The sequence below is a fragment of the Williamsia deligens genome, from assembly GCF_024171765.1.
GTDB classification, from domain to species: domain Bacteria; phylum Actinomycetota; class Actinomycetes; order Mycobacteriales; family Mycobacteriaceae; genus Williamsia_A; species Williamsia_A deligens.
Genome location: NZ_JAMTCI010000001.1, coordinates 2,627,500 through 2,648,120 on the forward strand (window position 1 = coordinate 2,627,500; position 20,621 = coordinate 2,648,120).

Here is a 20,621-nt window from a genome sequence, read left to right on the forward strand (position 1 = left end):
CGCGACGCGCGCCATGGCGCGCATCAACGAGTCGCTCGGTGTGCGGCTCGGTGTACGGATGCTGTTCGAGACACCGGGTGTGTCCGAGCTGGCCGCCGCGATCGAGGCGTCACCGGACCTCGCCGGCGACGCCGTCGCGCCGCTCACCAGGGCCGACCGCCCCGACCGGATCCCGCTCTCGCTGGCGCAGCAGCGCATGTGGTTCCTCAACCGCCTGGACCCGGGAGCCGCGGACTACAACATCCCGCTGGGCCTGCGACTCGTCGGGACCCTCGACGTCGCGGCCCTGACCGCGTCGCTGACCGACCTGGTCGCGCGCCAGGAGATCCTGCGCACCCTGTACCCCGACTCCGTGGACGGGCCCCACCAGCGCATCCTGTCCGTCGACGAGGTGTCGGTGACACTCGAACGGCACACCGCGGCCGACGAGGACCGTGTCCGCGAGATCTGCCTCGACGCGGCGAGCCGCGGCTTCGACGTGACCGCGGCGCCCCCGCTGCGCGCCCTGCTCGTCGACGTCGCCCCCGACGACCACGTGCTGCTGCTCGTCATCCACCACATCGCCGCCGACGGGTCGTCGCTGGTGCCGCTGGCCACCGACCTCATGACGGCCTACACCGCCCGCGTCGCGGGGCAGCAGCCCGCGTTCCGTCCGCTGTCGGTGCAGTACGCCGACTTCGCGATCTGGCAGCAGACGGTGATGGGCTCGCCCGAGGACCCCGAGTCGATCACGGGTCGTCAGCTGCACTTCTGGCGTGAGCACCTCGCGGGTCTGCCGGACCTGCTCGAGATCCCGACCGACCGCCCCCGCACCGACCGTCGCTCCCTCGCCGGGGGAGAGGTGACGTTCCGGATCGACGAGACGCTGCAGCAGCGCCTGCACCAGATCGCGACGGAGACGGAGTCGACCATGTTCATGGTCGTGCACACCGCCTTCGCGGCGCTGCTCGCACGACTGGCCGGCACCGACGACGTCGCCGTGGGCACCCCGACCGCCGGTCGCACCGCGTCCGCGGTCGACGGTCTGGTCGGCATGTTCGTGAACACGCTCGTGATGCGGACCCGGATCTCGGGGTCGGACACCTTCGCCGACGCCCTGGCACGGACCCGCGAGGCGGACCTCGCCGCGTTCAGCAACGCCGACGTCCCCCTCGAGCAGGTCGTCGAGGCGATCGCGCCGGTGCGCACCCGCAAGTACGCGCCGCTGGTGCAGGTCAACCTCACGATGCAGAACATCGAGATCCCGACCGTCGAGCTCCCGGGTCTGAGCGTCACCCCCCTCGAGTGGGGTGTGCGGTTCGCCAAATCCGATGTGGGCATGACGGTCTCGGAGAGCTTCGGCGCCGACGGCCGCGGTCGCGGCATCGACGTGCTGCTCGACTACGCGGTCGACATCTTCGACGAGGAGACCGTCGCCGCGATGGGCGAGCGTTTCGTCGCGGTCCTGACGGCGATCACCGACGACCCCCGGGTCACGCTGGGCGACATCGACATCCTCACCGAGGCCGAGCGCGACCAACTCGAGCAGGCCGGGGACACCGGACCCCGTGGCCGCAGCGCCGACACCGACGGCCTGCGTGGCCGGTCGCTCGACGAGCTCCTCGCGACGGCGGCCCGGATCAACCCCGACGGCGTCGCCCTCTCCCACGGTGGTGTCGACGTCACCTACGGTGAGCTGCAGGCGAAGTCGACCGAACTGCTCACCACCCTCAGCGCGGTCGGGATCGGCCCCGAGGCCGCGGTCACCATCGCGCTGTCCACCCTGCTGCCGGGTCTGCTGGACGACACCGGCGGAGCGTTCGCCGAGCAGTTCTCGGGCATGCTCGCCTCGGTCATCGCCGAGTCCGGCGAGGCGCCGACGACCGACGCGCTCACCCTGACCGACCTCTTCGTCGAGCAGGCGCGGCGCACGCCGGGATCGACGGCGCTGGTGTTCGAGGGCGAGACGCTCACCTACGCCGAGTTCGCCGAGCGGGCACACCGTCTCGCCCGCCACCTCGTGGAGGCCGGGGTCGGACCGGATGTCCATGTGGCGCTTGCGATGCGGCGGTCGTTCGACCTGCTGATCGGCATGTACGCCGTCGTCGCCGCCGGCGGTGCCTACGTGCCCGTCGACCTCGACCACCCGGCGGACCGCATCGCCTACATCCTCGACAGCGCCCGACCGGCCGCGGTGCTGACCACGAGCCGCGACGGGTTCATCCACGACGACGCGCCCGTGCTGGCCATCGACACCCTCGACCTCGGTGCCCGGTCCGGTGAGCCCCTCGCCGACGACGAGCGCTCCGCGCCCCTGCGCCCGGACAACACGGCCTACGTCATCTACACGTCCGGGTCGACGGGGCGCCCCAAGGGCGTCGCGGTGACCCACCGGGCGATCGTGAACCGTCTGCGCTGGATGCAGGCGGAGTACCCCATCGACGGCGACGACGTCGTGATGCAGAAGACGCCCGCCACGTTCGACGTGTCGGTGTGGGAGTTCTTCTGGCCGCTGCAGACCGGGGCGAGCCTGGTCGTCGCCGCGCCCGACGGGCACCGGGACCCGGCGTACCTCGCGCGGCTCATCGCCGAGACCGGCGTCACGACACTGCATTTCGTGCCGTCGATGATGGCCGCGTTCACCACGGCACTGTTCGCCGAGTCCGGCGGGGCGGACGGGCCGCTGGGTGCGCTGCGCACGCTGCGCCAGGTGTTCGCCAGCGGCGAGGCGCTCCCGCCGCACGTGGCGGCGCGGATGGCGGCGGCGTCGGGTGCCGCGATCCACAACCTGTACGGGCCCACCGAGGCCGCGGTCGACGTGACGTACCACCCGTACACGGCCGCGGACACCGAGACGGTCCCGATCGGACGTCCGGTCGCCAACACCGGTGTCCACGTGCTCGACGACCGGCTGCGGCCGGTCCCGCCGACGGTCTCCGGTGAGCTCTACCTCACCGGCGTCCAGCTCGCCCGCGCCTACGTGGGCCGACCCGACCTGACCGCCGACCGCTTCGTCGCCGACATCACCTCGGCGACCGGCGAACGGATGTACCGCACGGGCGACGTCGTCCGACGCCGGTCCGACGGCGAGCTGGAGTACATCGGGCGCTCGGACTTCCAGGTGAAGCTGCGCGGTCTGCGGATCGAACTGCCCGAGATCGAGTCGGCGCTGACCGAGGTGGCCGGTGTCGCCGACGCCGTCGCGGTCGTGGTGGAGGCGGCGGGCGACGCCCAGTTGGTCGCCTACGTGGTCGGACCCGTCGCGGCCGACGCCGTGCCCGCCGTGCCCGGCGAGATCCCCACGGCACACCCGTTGTTCGACCACCTGCGCTCGCGCCTGCCGGCCTACATGGTCCCCGCGGCGGTCCTCGCGCTCGACGCGTTCCCGCTGACCCCCAACGGCAAGCTCGACCGGCGGGCCCTGCCCGAACCCGACTTCGCCACCACGACCGTCGAGTTCGTCGAACCCGCCACCGATCTCGAGGTCGCGATCGCCGGGATCTACACCGACGTGGCCCGCCGCGACCGGGTGGGCGCGAACGACTCGTTCTTCGACATCGGCGGCACGTCGCTCGGCGCGACCCGTGTGGCCGCGCGGATCCAGGCCGCGCTCGGCGTGTCCGTCGGCGTCCGCGACGTGTTCGACCACCCGACCGTCTCCGGCCTGGCCGCACTCCTCGCCGGGCGCGAGCAGACGGCCGATCGACCGCAGCTCGTCCCGCGTCCCCGTCCCGACCGCATCCCGCTGTCGCCGGCGCAGGCCCGCATGTGGTTCATCAACCGCTTCGACCCGTCGTCGCCGGCCTACAACCTCCCGCTGCCCGTGCGGCTGACCGGCGACCTCGACGTCGCCGCGCTGCGGGCGGCCATCGTCGACGTCGCCGATCGCCACGAGGCACTGCGGACGATCTATCCCGACTCGGCGGACGGTCCCCACCAGGTGGTGCATCCCGCCGACGAGGCGGTCGCGGCCATCTACCGCGAGATCACGGTCCAGCCCGACGACATCCGCACGGAGATCGTGCGCGCCGCCACCGCCGGGTTCGACGTCACCACCGGGTTCCCGGCGCGGATCGTGCTCATGCGCCTGGCGGGCCGTCAGGTCGAGGCGCAGGACACGCAGTACGTCCTCATGCTCGTCGTCCACCACATCTCCGCCGACGGCGCGTCGCTCGCGCCGCTGTTCCGCGACCTGGTGGTCGCCTACGAGTCCCGCCGTACGGGCATCGCGTCCTCGCAGGCGCCGCTCCCGGTGCAGTACGCCGACTTCGCGCTGTGGCAGCGGGATCTTCTCGGTGACGAGGACGATCCGGACTCGGTCTCGGCGCAGCAGATCGACCACTGGCGGCGCACGCTGTCCGGCGTCCCCGAGTCACTCGACCTCCCGACCGATCGACCGCGACCCGCGGTCGCGTCGCTGCGGGGCGACACCGTGCGGTTCGCGGTGGACCCGGGTCTGCGCCGACGCCTCGCGGCGGTGGCACGCCAGCACGACGTGAGCCTGTTCATGGTCGTGCACGCCGGTCTCGCGATCCTCGCCGAGCGGCTGTCCGGCTCCACCGACATCGCCATCGGCACCCCGGTCGCGGGTCGCGGTGAGGAGGCGCTCGACGACCTCGTCGGGATGTTCGTCAACACCGTCGTGCTGCGTACCGAGGTCGACCCCGATCTCACCGTCGCCGAGCTGCTCACCATCGTGCGCGCCGGCGACGTCGACGCCATGGCCCACGCGGACGTCCCCTTCGAACGTCTCGTCGAGGTGCTCGACGTGCCGCGGTCGACCGCGCACCACCCGCTCTTCGGGATCGCGCTGTCGTTCGACAACAACGAGGCCCCCACGCTCGAACTCCCCGGCCTGCGTGTGGATGTCGTCGACGCCGACGTCGAGATGGCCAAGTTCGACCTGCAGCTGACGCTGGGCGACACCGCCCCCGAGGACGAGCCGGCCCCGGCCACGTTCACCTATGCGACCGACCTGTTCGACCAGTCGACCGTGCAGTCCTTCGCCGACCGTCTGCTGCGCATCCTCGAGTCGATCGCCGCGGACCCGTCCGCGCGGGTCGGTGCGATCGACATCCTCGCGCCGTCCGAACGCGCCGCGCTCGTCGCCGTCGCGGGCCCGCCGTCGGAGCCGGCCGCGACGCTGCCGGAGCTGTTGGCGCGGGGCGTGCGGACCTCGCCGGAGGGCACCGCGCTCGTGCACGGCGAGACGTCGATGACCTACACCGAGCTGGACGCGAGCACCGACCGCCTCGCCCGGCAGCTCATCGCCCTCGGTGCGGGCCCGGGGACCGTCGTCGCCCTCGGGATGCGGCGATCGCTGCACTCCGTGACGGGCATCTGGGCCATCGCGAAGACCGGTGCGGCGTACCTGCCGATCAACCCGGAGTACCCGGCCGACCGTATCTCGACGATGCTCACCGACTCCCGCGCGCTGTTCGGGGTCACCGTCGGGTCCGACCGCGACGACCTGCCCGGCGATGTGGCATGGCACGACCTGACCGCGTTCACGGGGGCTGTCGACGACGGGCCGGTCACCGACGCCGATCGCACTGCGCCGCTGCGTGTCTCCGACGCCGCCTACCTGATCTACACCTCGGGGTCGACGGGGACGCCGAAGGCCGTCGTCGTGACGCACGCGGGTCTGGCGAACCTCACGGCCGACGTGGTGGAGCACTACGCCGTCCGGCCCGACTCGCGGGTCCTGCACGTCGCCTCGCCGAGCTTCGACACCTCGGTCGGCGAGATGCTCGCCGCGTTCGGGGCGGGTGCGGCCCTCGTGGTGTCGCCGCAGGACGTGTTCGGCGGCGACGAACTCGCGCGCCTTGTCCTGCGGCAGCGGGTGTCGGTGGTCGTCATGACCCCGACGGCCCTGATGACGGTCGACCCGACCGGTCTCGACGTCGTCGAGTCGCTCGTCGTCGGCGGTGACGTGTGCACGCCGGAGCTCGCGACGCGGTGGGCGCCCCGCCTGCGCAACGCCTACGGGCCCACCGAGACCACCGTCATCAACACCATCACCCCGGGTCTGCGGCGCGGCGATCGTGTGACCATCGGCGCCCCGCTGCGCGGCGTCGGGGTGCGTGTCCTCGACTCCCGTCTGCGCGTCGTCCCCCGGGGCGTCGTCGGCGAGTTGTACCTCGCAGGGCCCGGACTGGCACGGGGCTACCACGACCGTCCGGCGACCTCCGCCGAGCGGTTCGTCGCCGACCCGTACGGCGCACACGGCGAACGGATGTACCGCACCGGTGACCTGGTGCGCTACAGCCTGGACCCGACCGCTCCGCCGAACGCCCTGGAGTACGTGGGCCGCAGCGACTTCCAGGTCAAGGTGCGCGGTTTCCGCGTCGAACTCGGCGAGATCGACCGCGCGCTCGTCGACGGGGGCGACCTCGAGTACAGCGTCACCGTCGGCGTCGACGGACCCGACGGCGCGACCACCCTGGCGTCCTACGTCCTGCCGCGGCCCGGCCGGACGGTCGACGTCGACGCCCTCACCGCGGGTGTCGCCGACCGCCTGCCCGGTCACATGGTGCCCGCGGCCGTGATCGTGCTCGACGAGATCCCGCTGACCCCGATCGGCAAGCTCGACCGGCGCGCGCTGCCGGCGCCCGAGTTCGCCGTCGTGGAGCGGGAGTACCGCGCACCCGAGACCGACCTCGAGCAGACGATCGCCGCGGTCTTCGCCGACGTGCTCGGGGTGGACCGCGCCGGACGCGACGACTCGTTCTTCGACCTCGGCGGCAACTCGCTCAGCGCGACCAAGGTGGTCGGGCGTGTGGGTGCCGCGCTGGACACGTCGGTGGGTGTGCGCGAACTGTTCGCCGCCCCCACGGTCGCCGGGCTCGCCGCGCGCATCGCGAGCGGCCAGACCTCCCGGCCGCACCGGGCGCCGCTCGTCGCGCGCCCGCGCCCGGACCGGATCCCGCTGTCGCTGGCGCAGACCCGGATGTGGTTCCTCAACCGCTTCGACCCGGACTCACCCGCGTACAACATCCCCGCCGCGGTGACCCTGACGGGCGACCTCGACGTCGACGCCCTGCGGACCGCTGTCGCCGACGTGGTCGAGCGGCACGAGTCGCTGCGCACCGTCTACCCCGACTCGTCGACCGGCCCGCATCAGGTGATCCTCCCGGCCGGGCAGGCGGTCCCCGAGATCGCCGTCGTCGACGCCACCGACACCGAACTGCCGGATCAGCTGCGCGCGTTCGTCTCCGGAGGTTTCCGGGTGGACGCCGCGGTGCCCATGCGGATCCGCGTGTGGCGCCTGGACGCGTCCCGCCACGTGCTCGCCGCCGTCGTCCACCACGTCGTGGCCGACGGGGAGTCGATGGTGCCGTTCGTCGCCGACCTCGCCACGGCCTACGCGGCCCGCTCGACCGGTGCTGCGCCGCAGTGGCGTCCGCTGCCCGTCCAGTACGCCGACTACGCGCTCTGGCAGCGCGAGGTGCTCGGCGACGAGGACGACCCGACCAGCCTGCTGTCGGCGCAGATCGGGTACTGGCGCGACACCCTGGCCGCGTTGCCGGATCAGCTGGAACTGCCCACCGACCGACCGCGCCCGCCGGTGCAGTCCCTGCGCGGCAGCCAGCACCTGTTCGACATCCCGGCGTCGGTCCACGCCCGTGTGGCCGACCTCGCGCGCTCGCGCAACGCGTCGACGTTCATGGGCTTCCACGCCGCGTTCGCGGTGCTGCTGGCCCGCCTGGCCGGCAGCCGCGACATCATCGTCGGCACACCGATGGCCGGTCGGGGTGAGCGCGAGCTCGAGGGCGTCATCGGCATGTTCGTCAACACGCTCGCCCTGCGTCTCGACGTCGACGCCGCACGCGGTTTCGCCGATCTCGTCGACGCCGCCCGTGAGCGCGACTCCTCGGCGTTCACCCACGCCGACGTGCCGTTCGAGCGGTTGGTCGAGGTGCTCAACCCCGTGCGCTCGACCGCGCGGCACCCGATCTTCCAGGTCGGTCTGTCCTTCCAGAACATCGCGCGGCCGACACTGGAACTCGCCGGTCTGCGGATGGAGCCGGTGGAGCTGCCCGAGGGCGTGGCCCAGTTCGACCTGCACCTGATCCTCTCGGACACCTACGACGAGACCGGGGCGCCGGCCGGCGTCCACGCGGCCATCACCTTCGCCGACGACCTGTTCGACCGGTCGACGGTCGAGGACATCGCCCACCGCTTCGTCGCCCTGCTCGGTCGCCTGCTCGACGAACCCCACACGCCCGTCGGCGACATCGAGATGCTCTCGGCCGCAGAGCGGGTCGAGGTGGTCGAGGAGCGCAACAACACCACCGTCGTGCTCGCGCCGACGACCCTCGCCGACATCCTGGCGTCGGCGTTCGTCGCCTACCCGTCCCGCGTCGCGATCGACGCGGACGGCGACGCGGATGCCGGGGTCGCCGCCGGGACCCTCGACTACGCGACCCTGGGCGGCCGGGTCAACCGGTTGGCGCGCGCCCTCATCGACCGGGGTGTCGGCCCGGAGACCGTGGTCGGCCTGGCGATGCCGCGCTCGGTCGACCTGATCGTCGCCATGTACGCGGTGACCACGGCCGGCGGCGCCTACCTGCCGATCGACCCCGACCACCCCGCCGACCGGGTCGGCTACATCGTCGACAACTCGGCGCCCACACTCGTCCTCGTCGCCGGGGATGCGCCCGAGGCGTTGTCCGCGGCGCAGACGCTCGCACCCGACGCCGTCGTCGACATCGGGTCGCTGGACCTGCACGACTACTCCGGGGGAGCCGTCGCCGACTTCGAGCGTCTCCGCACGGTGCGACCGAACGACATCGCGTACGTCATCTACACCTCCGGGTCGACGGGTCGACCGAAGGGCGTCGCGGTCCCGCACTCGGCGATCGTGAACCAGTTGAACTGGCTGTCGGTGCAGTTCCGCCTCGCGGCCGACGACGCGCTCCTGCTGCGGACGCAGGCCACCTTCGACCTGTCGGTCTGGGAGTACTGGTGGGCTGTCACCGCCGGCATCCGCCTCGTCGTCGCCGCGCCGCAGGGTCACCGCGACCCCGCGTACCTCGCCGACCTCATCGAGCGTCGTCGGGTCACCGTCACGACGTTCGTGCCGTCGTTGCTGTCCGCCTTCCTGCTCGACATCCGGCCCGAGCAGATCGCGAGCCTGACCACCGTGCTGTGCATCGGTGAGGCGCTCACGGCCGAGACCGTGGCCCGCCTGCGCGCGGTGAGCGCGGCGACGGTCCACAACCTGTACGGGCCGACCGAGGCCGCGGTGAGCGTCACCCACCAGCAGATGCCCGCGCGCCTGACCGACGGTGCCGTGCCCATCGGCCGCCCCGAGTGGAACACCGGGGTCTACGTCCTCGACACCCGCCTGCGTCCCGTGCCCGACGGCGTCACGGGTGAGCTGTACATCGCCGGCGCACAGCTGGCCCGCGGTTACCTCAACCGCTCCGACCTGACGGCCGACCGCTTCGTCGCCGACCCGTTCGGCCGGGCGGGGGCCCGGATGTACCGCTCCGGCGACCTCGTGCGGTGGGCGCGTGTGGGCGACGACCCCACGCCGACCCTGGTCTACATGGGGCGCAGCGACTTCCAGGTCAAGGTGCGTGGTCTGCGGATCGAGCTCGAGGAGATCGAGCGCGTGCTGGCCGCGACGGACCAGGTCGACACCGCCGTCGTCACCGTGCACACCGACCCGAGCGCCGGCGAGCACATCGTGGCCTACCTGGTGCCGGTGCGGACCACGGCCGGGCCGGGTGAGCTCGACACCCGGGCGGTCCTCGCGCAGGCCGCCGAGGACCTGCCGTCCTACATGATCCCGACGGTCACCGTCGTTCTGGACGTGTTGCCGCTCAACATCAACGGCAAGCTCGACCGCGCGGCGCTGCCCCGTCCGGACTTCTCGACCGCCGCCGCCCACCAGGAACCGCGTGGGCCGGTGGAGGAGATCGTCGCCGGTGTCGTCGCCGACATCGTCGGGGCCGACCGGGTCGGTGCCTTCGACAGCTTCTTCGCCGTGGGCGGCAACTCCCTGTCCGCGACGCGCGTCGTCGCCCGCGTCAACGAGGCGCTCGGCTCCTCGCTCACCGTGCGCGACCTCTTCACCGACCCGACGGTCGCGGGCATCGCCGCGGCCGCCGACCACAGCTCCGCCTCGGACCGCCCCCGTCTGCAGGCGATGGCGCGGCCCGGCCAGATCCCGCTGTCCCCGGCGCAGACCCGGATGTGGTTCATCAACCAGTTCGACACGGCCTCGCCCGCATACAACATCCCCGCGGTGCTGCGCCTGACCGGCGAGATCGACGTCGAGGCGTTCCGCGCGGCCGTCGGTGACGTCGTCGCCCGCCACGAGGTGCTCCGCACGCGCTATCCGGCGGACGCGGTCATCGACGGGCGTGAGCGGGCACCGCGCCAGGAGATCCTCACCCCCGAGCAGGCCCGGGCCGGACACGTCCTCGACGTGCGGTCGGTCGACGGCCTCGACGCCGCGCGGACCGCGGTCGCCGAGCTGGTCACCGCCGGTTTCGACGTGGCCGCCGACGTGCCGGTCCGGATGGCGCTGCTGGTCGTCGCGCCCGACGAGGCCGTGCTCGTCGTCGTCGTCCACCACATCTCGGCCGACGGGGCGTCCGTCGCACCGCTGGCCCGCGACGTCATGGTCGCCTACGGCGCACGGCATTCCGGACAGGAACCCGCCTGGCAGGCACTGCCGGTGCAGTACGCCGACTACGCGCTGTGGCAGCGTGCGGTCCTCGGCGACGAGAGCGATCCCACCTCGGTCGCCGCGGCGCAGCTCGAGTTCTGGGCGACGACCCTGGCCGACATCCCGGAGGTCATCGACCTGCCCCTCGACCGCCCGCGCCCCGCGGTGCAGTCGGTGGCCGGCGCACAGGTGCGGTTCGAGGTCGACGCGTCCACGCGCGCCGGGCTCCAACGGCTCGCCAACACCCGCGGCGCCACCATGTTCATGGCCGTCCACGCGGCGTTCGCCGTGCTGCTCGCACGGTCGGGCGGCACCGACGACGTGGTCGTCGGCACCGCCGTCGCCGGGCGCGGTGACGCAGCCCTCGACGACCTCGTCGGCATGTTCGTCAACACGCTGGCCCTGCGCACACCCGTCGACCGGTCCGCCGGTTTCGCCGACCTGCTGGAGGCCGTGCGCGACGTCGACGTCGCCGCGTTCACGCACACCGAGATCCCGTTCGAGCGGCTCGTCGAGGACCTCGCCCCGGAACGGTCGACGTCGTTCTCGCCGCTGTTCCAGGTCGTCCTGGCGTTCGGCAGCACCGATCAGCCGGATCTCGAGCTGCCCGGTCTGCGGGTGTCCGGTCTCGACGTGGACACCACCACGACGAAGTTCGACCTCCAGCTGACCGTCGCCCAGTCCTCCGGCGACGACGCCGGGTTCGAGTGCGTGTTCACCTACGCCACAGCGCTGTTCGACGAGTCGACCGTCCGCGAACTGGGTCGGCGCTTCGCGGCGGTCCTCGCCGCCGTCGTCGCCGACCCGCAGCTCCCGGTCGGGGACATCGAGATCATCGACCCCGCGCTGTCGGATCGGCTGCGGCACATGGAGGCACCGTCGGCGCCGCAGCGCTCCGTGCTCGGTGACGTGGTCCTGCGCGCCGTGGACACCGCCCCCGACTCGCTCGCCGTGATCGGGGAACACGAGAGCCTGACCTACGCCGAGCTCGACCGCCGGGCACGCCGTGTCGCCCGGGTCCTGCGCGACCGCGGCGTCGTCGAGGGGACGCCCGTGGGCCTCGCCGTCGGGCGGTCCGTCGAGTCGATCACCGCGTTCTGGGGCATCGTCGCCGCAGGCGGCGCCGTCGTGCCGATCGACCCCAACTACCCGTCGGATCGCGTGCAGCACATGGTCGCCGACGCGGGCATCACGATCGGGCTGACCGTCGACGAGGTCGCCGGTGACCTGCCGCGCGCCGTGCAGTGGCTCGACGTGCGCGAGGTGGCGCAGCAGTCCGGCACCGACACCGACACCGCCGGCGACTGGGCGCGCCCGTCGCTCGACGAGATCGCGTACATCATCTTCACCTCCGGCTCCACCGGACGGCCGAAGGGCGTCGCGGTGACCCACCGCGGCATCGCCGACGTGGTCGAGGAGGCCCGGACGCGGTTCGGCGTGACGCCGTCGGCGCGGGTGCTGCACTTCGCCTCCCCGAGCTTCGACGCCTCGATCTTCGAGGTGCTGCTCGCCGTCAGCGGGGCGGGGACACAGGTCATCGCACCCCCGAGCATGTTCGGCGGCGAGGAACTCGCGCGGCTGCTCCACGACCAGCACGTGACGCATGCCTTCGTGACCCCGGCCGCGCTCGCGACGGTGCCGTCGGACGGTCTGGACGACCTGGCCGTCGTCTGTGTCGCGGGTGACGTCTGCCCGCCGGAACTGGTGCGCCGCTGGGCCGTCCCGCGCGCCGACGGCACCGTCCGTCGGATGTACAACCTGTACGGGCCGTCGGAGGCGACCATCTGGTCGACCACGACCGATGCGCTCACCCCGGCGGCACCACTGACCATCGGTGGGCCCGTGACCGGTGTCCGGGTCGTCGTCCTCGACGACCGTCTGCGGCCCGTCGCGCCGGGCGTGCCCGGTGAGCTCTACGTGTCCGGTGACGTGCTCGCCCGCGGCTACGTCGGGCGACCGGGCCAGACCGCGGAACGGTTCGTGCCCGACCCGTACGGCGCCCCCGGGGCGCGGATGTACCGCACCGGTGACCTCGTCCGGTGGCGCCGCCTCGACGGTGACCGGTGGGAACTGGAGTTCAACGGACGCACCGACTTCCAGGTCAAGGTCCGCGGTTTCCGCATCGAGCTCGGTGAGATCGACGCCGTGCTCGGCGCCCAGCCCGACGTCGACTTCGCGACCACGCTGGGGCTGCCGCACCCGGTCACCGGGGCGACGATCCTGGTCTCCTACGTCCACGGTCGGGTCTCCGACGTCGCCGACCTCACCTCGCGTGTCGGCCGGACACTGCCCGCGCACATGGTGCCGTCGGCCGTCGTCGTGCTCGACGAGATCCCGCTGACACCGGCGGGCAAGGTCGACCGTCGCGCCCTGCCGGCCCCGGACTTCGCGGCGTCGACAGCACCGTCGCGCGCTCCGGCGAGCCCGGTCGAGGAGACGTTGTGCCGGTTGTTCGCCGAGACCCTCGGCGTCGACGAGATCGGTGTCGACGACTCGTTCTTCTCCCTCGGTGGCGACAGCATCATGGCGATCGGCCTGGTGACGCGGGCCCGGGACGCAGGTCTGGTGTTCACACCGCGCGACGTGTTCGACCGTCGCACCCCGGCCGACCTCGCCGCCGTGGTCACGACCTCGGCGGAGGCCGCGCAGGCGGTCCTGCCCGAACTCGAGGGTGGCGGCGTCGGGACGCTGCCGCTGACCCCGATCATGCGGTGGCTCGTCGACACCCGTCGCGAGTACCGCACCTTCTCGCAGGCCAACTTCCTCACCCTCCCGCGGGACCCCGGTGCGCAGCGTCTGTCGATCGCGGTCGACACGCTGCTGGCCACCCACGACGCCCTGCGGGCGCGTCTGGTCCTCGGCGACGCGCCGCACCTCGAGGTCCGTCCGGTCGGTGCCGTCACCGCCGACGACGTGCTGCGGCGCGTCGAGGTCGACGACGCCCCCGGGACACCGGGTTTCGCGGCGACGGTCCAGCGCGAGGCCGCCGCCGCCGACGACCGGCTCGACCCCGCGGCCGGTGTGATGCTGCAGGCGGTCTGGTTCGACCCGTCGCCCCGGCTCGGCGCCGACATCACCGGGCGGCTGTACATCGTCGTCCACCACCTCGTCGTCGACGGCGTCTCGTGGCGCATCCTCCTGCCGGACCTCGTCGTCGCGTGGGCGCGCACCGATCCGGCGACCGGGTCGACCACGGAGCCGATCGCCCTCGGTGAGGTCGGGACGTCGCTGCGGACCTGGGCCCACGCCCTCGCGGCGTCGGCGCCCTCCTTCGCCGACGCGGTCGAGGCGTGGGCGCAGGTCGTCTCGGTCGACGACCCGCCGCTGGGCAGTGGTCCCCTGGACCCGGCACGCGACACCGTGTCCACGATGGGCCGCGTCACCGTCGAGATGCCGACCGACGTGTCCGACGCGGTGCTGCGCGAGATCGGCCCCGCCTACCGCACGGGTGTCGACACCGCGCTCCTCACCGCCCTCGCCGTCGCGGTGCGCCGCTGGCGTCTGCGGCGCGGCGTCGACGCGCCGAGCCTGCTCGTCGAACTCGAGGGCCACGGTCGTGAGGAGTTCGCGGTCGCGCCGACCGCGAACGGTGCGCGCGCCGACCTGCACCGCACCGTCGGGTGGTTCACCACCACACGGCCGGTCCGGCTCGACCTCGCCGACATCGACGTCGACGCGGTGGTCGCCGCGGCCGGGTCGTCGGCGGCGGGCAGTGCGATCAAGGCGGTCAAGGAGGATTTGACGGTCCTCCCGGGCGGGCACGGCGGGATCGGCTTCGGCGTCCTCACCCACTTCGGCGGGCCCGAGGCCGACGTACTGCGCGGGCGGGGCGAGCCCCAGATCGCGTTCAACTACCTCGGCCGCGTCGCGGCGGGGGAGAGCGCGACGGCCGAGTTCGGATGGCAACCGGCCACCGACGGCGGCGAACTCGGCGGGTCCATGGACGTCGACATGGTCGTCCCGGCGGCGTTGACCGTCAACGCGCTCGCCACCGACACCGAGGCGGGTCCCGTCGTGTCGGCGTCGTTCGCCTTCGCCGGGGAACTGCTCGACGAGCAGGACGTGCGTGAGCTCGCCGACGAGTGGGTGGCGGCGGCCGCGGCGCTGGCCCGCCACGTCCGCGACGACGCGACCGGGGGGCTGACACCCTCGGACGTACCGCTGGTCCCGGTGACGCAGCGCGACATCGACCTCCTGGAGGACACGCACGGCCACATCGACGACGTGTGGCCCCTGGCCCCGCTGCAGGCCGGACTGCTGTACCACGCCGAGGTCGCCGGCGCGGACGCCGTCGACATCTACACCGCCCAGGTCGTCCTCGAGCTGCGTGGACCGCTCGACGCCGACCGGATGCGCGCAGCCGCGGACGCCGTCGTGGCCCGGAACCCGGTGCTGCGCAGTGCTTTCCACGCGACGCAGGACGGGACGCCGATCGCGGCGATCGTCTCCCGGGCGCAGGTCGGGTGGCAGAGAGTCGATCTGACGGGGCGCGAGGACGCCGCCGACGAGGCCGACCGCCTGCTGCGCGGCCACCGACTGGCCCGCTTCGACATGACCTCGGCCCCGCTCATGCGGTTCCTGCTCGTCGACCTCGGCGTCGACGACGCCGGGACGCCGCTGACGCGGATGTCGATGGTGAACCACCACATCCTGCTCGACGGCTGGTCGGGTCCGCTGCTGATGCAGCAGCTGCTCGCGTTCTACGCCCTGGGCGGCGTCGACCAGCTGCCCCCGGGTCAGCACAGCTACCGCGACTTCCTCGACTGGCTGTCACGGCGTGAGCCGGGCGCGGCGCTCTCGGCGTGGCGGCGGGCCCTCGACGGGCTCGACCGCCCGACGATGCTGGTCGACCGGTCCGGCGTGACCGGTGTCCGCGACGACGACGTCGAACTGGCCTCGGTGGACGCCGAGTCGGTCGTGCCCGTGGACCGTGTCCTCGAGCTCGACGAGCCGACCGCGGCCGGTCTGGCCGAGCTGTCCCGCGATCGCGGCATCACCGTCAACACGATGCTGCAGGCGGCGTGGGGTCTCGTCCTGGCCCGCTCCCTCGGCTCCGACGACGTCGTCTTCGGTGCGACGGTCTCCGGACGCCCGCCCGAGGTGCCCGAGGTCGGCTCCATCCTCGGCCTGTTCATCAACACCATCCCCGCACGGGTCCGGCTCGACGAGCGCGAGACGGTCGTCGGCCTGCTGGAACGCGTGCAGTCCGAGCAGGCGGGCCTGCTCGACGCCCACCACGTCGGACTCCCCGCCATCCAGCGCGAGCTCGGCGTCGGCGCGCTGTTCGACACCCTCGTGGTCTTCGAGTCGTACCCGATCGACCGGGACTCCCTGGAGCAGGGCGCGTCGATCGACGGACTGTCGGTGGACGGCGCCCAGGTCAACGACGCGTCGCACTACCCGATGACCGTGCTCGGCCAGGCGGATCCGCACCTGTCGGTGACCCTGCGGTACGTCCCCGCGCTCGTCTCCGACGCCCGCGCCGCCGATCTCGCCGCCCGCCTGCAGCGGGTGCTCACCGCGTTCGCGCGGGCGAGCGCGACACCGGTCCGCGACGTCGACCTCGTCGACCCGGCCGAGATCGCCGCCCAGCTGCGCGCCTGGAACGACACCGACCGTGTCGTCGCGGACGACACCGTCGCCGGGCTGTTCGCGCAGCGTGTGGCCCGCACGCCGGACGCGGTGATGCTCGTCGACGGGGACACCGAGGTGTCGTTCGCCGAGTTCGACGCCATGGCCAACCGCCGTGCCCGGGTGCTGATCGCGCACGGCATCGGCCCCGACGACGTCGTCGCGGTCGCCATGACCCGCTCCGTCGAGCAGCTCGCGACCGTCCACGGCATCCTCAAGGCCGGCGCGGCCTACCTGCCGATCGATGTCGACGCCCCGGCCGACCGTGTCGCGGCGATCGTCGCCGAGGCGGGCGTCCGGTGCGCCGTCACCGACGCCGACCGGCTCGCGCGCCTGCGGGCGATCGTCCGACCGGTCGCCTGCCTCGACCTCGCGGCCCGGGGTCTGCGGCACATCGACGACGGCCCGATCGCCCCGTCGGAGCTGCGCGGCCGGGTCCACCCGTCGTCGCTGGCCTACGTGCTGTTCACCTCCGGGTCCACGGGGCGGCCGAAGGGTGTGCAGATCACGCAGCGCGCACTGGTCAACCAGGTCCTGTGGATCGCGGCCGAACACGGCATCGACGAGAACGACACCGTGCTGCTCAAGACCCCGTTCACGTTCGACGCCTCGGTGTGGGAGATGTTCACCCCCGGCCTGGTCGGGGCACGCACCGTCGTGGCGGGCCCGCGGGCGCACACCGAGCCCACCGAGATGGTCGACCTCGTGGCGCGCCACGAGGTGACGGTGGTCCAGTTCGTGCCGTCGGTGCTCGCGGTGTTCGTCGAGTCGGCGGGCGAGGCGGCACTCGACGGGCTGCGACTCGTGTTCAGCGGTGGCGAGGCCCTGCCGCGGTCGTTGGCGCGGCACGTCGTGCAGCGCAGCGGCGCCCGCGTGGTGAACCTCTACGGTCCGACCGAGGTGACCGTGGACGCGACGTCGGCCGTCGTCGCGGCCGGTGACCGGTCGACGTCGGTCGCGGTCTCCGACGGGGCGTCGCGCTCGGCGGGTGCCGAGGTGGTGCCGATCGGCCGCCCGGTGTGGAACACCCGCGGCTGGGTGCTCGACCGGTGGCTGCGGCCGTGTGTCGTCGGGGCCGTCGGTGAGCTGTACCTCGCCGGCGACCAGCTCGCACGCGGGTACCTGAACCGTCCGGGCCTGACCGCCGAACGGTTCGTCCCGAGCGTCGTCGGTCCCGCGGGATCACTGATGTACCGCACCGGCGACCTCGTCCGTCGCCTCCCCGACGGCTCCCTCGACTACGTCGGTCGGGTCGACTTCCAGGTGAAGCTGCGCGGTCTGCGCATCGAACTCGAGGAGGTCGAGGTCGTCCTCGCCCGCCACGACTCGGTGGGCCAGGCGGCCGTCGTCATCCGTGAGGTCGCCGGCCGCGAGCAGCTGATCGCCTATGTGACCGGCGATCTCGGCGGGGACGTCGACGTCGACGCGCTGCGCGAGTTCGCCGGGCGCGCGCTGCCCGGGTACATGGTCCCCGAGGTCGTCGTCGTGCTCGACGAGTTCCCGCGCGGCCGGTCGGGCAAGATCGCCCGGTCGGAACTCCCGGCCCCCGACGTCACCCGCGCGGAGCGTCGGGCGCCGGCCGGCCCTGCGGAGGAGACACTCGTCCGGATCGTCGGCGAACTGCTCGGCACCGAGGTCGGGCCGGACGACTCGTTCTTCGAGGTCGGCGGCGACAGCATCGGCGCGATGCAGCTCGTGACGCGCGCCCGTTCCGCGGGCCTGCGGTTCACCGCCCGTGACGTCATCGAGCAGCGCACCATCGCGGCGCTGGCCCGCCGCGCCGAGGTCGGCGGCGACACCCCGTCTGCGGTGGGACCGCGGACCGGTCGCGCAGAGGCGACCCCGGTGATCCGCAAGACGATCGAGCGCGGCGGTGACATCGACCGGTTCGTGATGCCGATGGCGTTCGTCGTCCCGGGCGACGTGACCGCCGACCACATCGCGCGGGTGATCGGCGCCGTCGTCGACACCCACGACGTGCTGCGGTCGCGGTTCGACCCGTCCGGTGCCCTCGAGGTGGGCGAGCCGGGCAGCGTCGACGTGGCCGCCGCGCTGACGCGTGTCGACCTCGGCGAGGACACGGTGCCGGGGACCGAGGGGTACACCTCGGTCGTGCGGACCGCCGTCGGCGATGCGATCGACCTGCTGGATCCCGCGGCGGGCGTCATGATGCGTCTGGTCTGGCTGGCCCCGCCGGCCGACTCCGGTGCCACCGGACGCCTCGTGGTCGTCCTGCACCACCTCGTCGTCGACGCCGTGTCCTGGCAGATCCTGCAGTCCGACATCGCTGTCGCCGGTACGCAGGTGACCGCCGGCGACGAGCCGACACTTCCCGACGCGGGCACGTCGTGGGTCGAGTGGACCGCGGCCCTGCGGGAGGCGGCGGCGTCACGTCGCGACGAACTCGACCACTGGGTCGCGACGCTCGACGTCGACGACCCCGCGCTGGGGACACGGCGTCTCGACCTCACCCGCGACACCGTGGACCGACTGGCCCGCCTCGAGGTGGAGATCCCCGCCGACATCGTCGAACCGCTGACAGCCGGGGTCCGCTCCGGGGACGACGGGGAGACCGTCGCCGACCTGCTCGTCGCCGGTCTCGCGGCCGCGGTGGTGGGGTGGCGCGCGGACCGCGGCGTCGCCGCGCCCGGCGCATTGCTGACGCTCGAGGGCCACGGTCGCCAGGAGTCGGTGGTCGGACGCGACGTCGACCTGTCCCGCACGGTCGGATGGTTCACCTCGATGTTCCCCACCCACGTCGACCTCGGCGGACGCTCGGCCATCGACATGCTCGACGACCCCGCGACGGCCGCCGAGGTGGTCGCGGCCACGCGGGCCGCGATGACCGCGCACGCCGACCGCGGCATCGGCTACGGGTTGCTGCGCTACCTGGACCCGCAGGGGATCGACCGCCTGGCCGGACTCGCCGAGCCGCAGATCGTCTTCAACTACATCGGTGCCGTCCCGGGCGCCGAGGCGGCCGCGGACATCGGCGAGGTCGCCTGGTTCCCGGACGTCGCGGGTCCCGGTCTCCTCGACACGTCGGATCCCGCCGCGCTCGCGCGGGGCAACAGGATGCCGGCGCAGGCCGAGATCGACATCCAGTCGATGTCGACGACGACCGACGCCGGACGAGTCGTGCGGGCGCAGATCACGTGGCTCGACGACGCCATCGACCCCGACGACCTGACCGAACTGGTCGAGCACTGGAAGCTCGCGCTGCGGGCGATCGTCGACCGCGCCTGAGAGGTCGGCTCACCCGGGGCCACAGCCGCACGCCCGGGACGCCCCACCCCGTATACGACGACGCCCGCCGCAGGAGATGCGGCGGGCGTCGGTGTCGGGGGAGTGAGGTGTCAGGGGCAGGGAGCCGGGTGGGTGGCGGCCCACGTCGGGTCCAGTGCACCGAGCACCAGACCGATCACACGGGGGTCCGAGGTCATCCCCATGTGGTCCACGACCGCCGTCCGGCAGCCGTCCTGGACCCAGGCGTTGCGCACCTGGGCGCCCGGCCCGGCGGTGAGGAAGGTGCGCTCGGGTGGGGTCACCATGGTGTCGTCGCGGGTGCCGAACACGACGTACCGCACGCCGGGCTGCGTGTCGCCGCCGGCGTTGAGCCGTTCGAGGAACGGTGAGCCGATCATCTGCTCGACGTAGGACGGTCCGACGGCGATGGACGCGAGGCGTACCACCGGGATGCCGAGCAGCTGGCCGATGGCGCCGATCATCTGGTTGCGGTTGAACGAGGTGCCGTGGTTCGTCCCCGCGAGGCTGACGAGGGTGTTCACCGCGTTGGCCGACGGGTTGGACCGGTTCGTCCCACCGTCGAACTTCATGTACTGGCGGGCGACGACCGCGCCCTGGGAGTGGCCCACGATGTCCACCTGTCGCGCCCCGGTCTCGCTGCGCACCTTCGCGACGAAGGCCCCCAGCGTCTGCGCGGACTCCCGGATGGAGTCACCGCCGAACAGGTCGAGGAGGTTCTGCGGACTCAGCGGCTGACGTTTCCCGTAGGACATCGTGTAGACGCAGTACCCCTGCTCACGTAGGGCGGGGGCCATCTTGTCCCAGGTCTTCGTCGGGTTCGACCACGTCCCGTGTACGAGGACGACGGGCCGCGGATGTGCTGCCGACGGGTGGCACGACGGGTCGTCCGTCCCGCCCGAGCTGTTCGGGGCGGCGAGCGCCTGCGCGGGTATCGCCATCAGGGACACCACGGCTGCAGCGGCCACACACATCCGACGTCGCCAACGGACAGACCTCACGAACACACTCCTCTTCTGCCCCCGCATTCGCAGAACGTCATGAACTCTTTACGATCACGACAATT

The 20,621-nt window shown here is 72.7% G+C and carries 2 protein-coding genes (1 of these 2 running past the window's edge); one reads left to right on the forward strand and one right to left on the reverse strand.

Annotated elements, in window-relative coordinates; genetic code table 11:
* Positions 1-19,537, forward strand: the 3' portion of a protein-coding gene (locus LX14_RS12260) for a non-ribosomal peptide synthase/polyketide synthase (RefSeq protein ID WP_253647464.1). The gene continues 14,528 nt to the left of window position 1, outside the view; 19,537 of the gene's 34,065 nt are visible here — the last part of the coding sequence; its start codon lies beyond the left edge, outside the window; it ends in the stop codon at positions 19,535-19,537.
* Between the two features lie 110 nt (positions 19,538-19,647).
* Here LX14_RS12260 and LX14_RS12265 read toward each other — a convergent pair whose 3' ends face one another.
* On the reverse strand, positions 19,648-20,556 hold the full coding sequence (locus LX14_RS12265) for an esterase/lipase family protein (protein ID WP_253647465.1): 909 nt from the start codon (positions 20,554-20,556) through the stop codon (positions 19,648-19,650).
* Between the last annotated feature and the right edge of the window lie 65 nt (positions 20,557-20,621).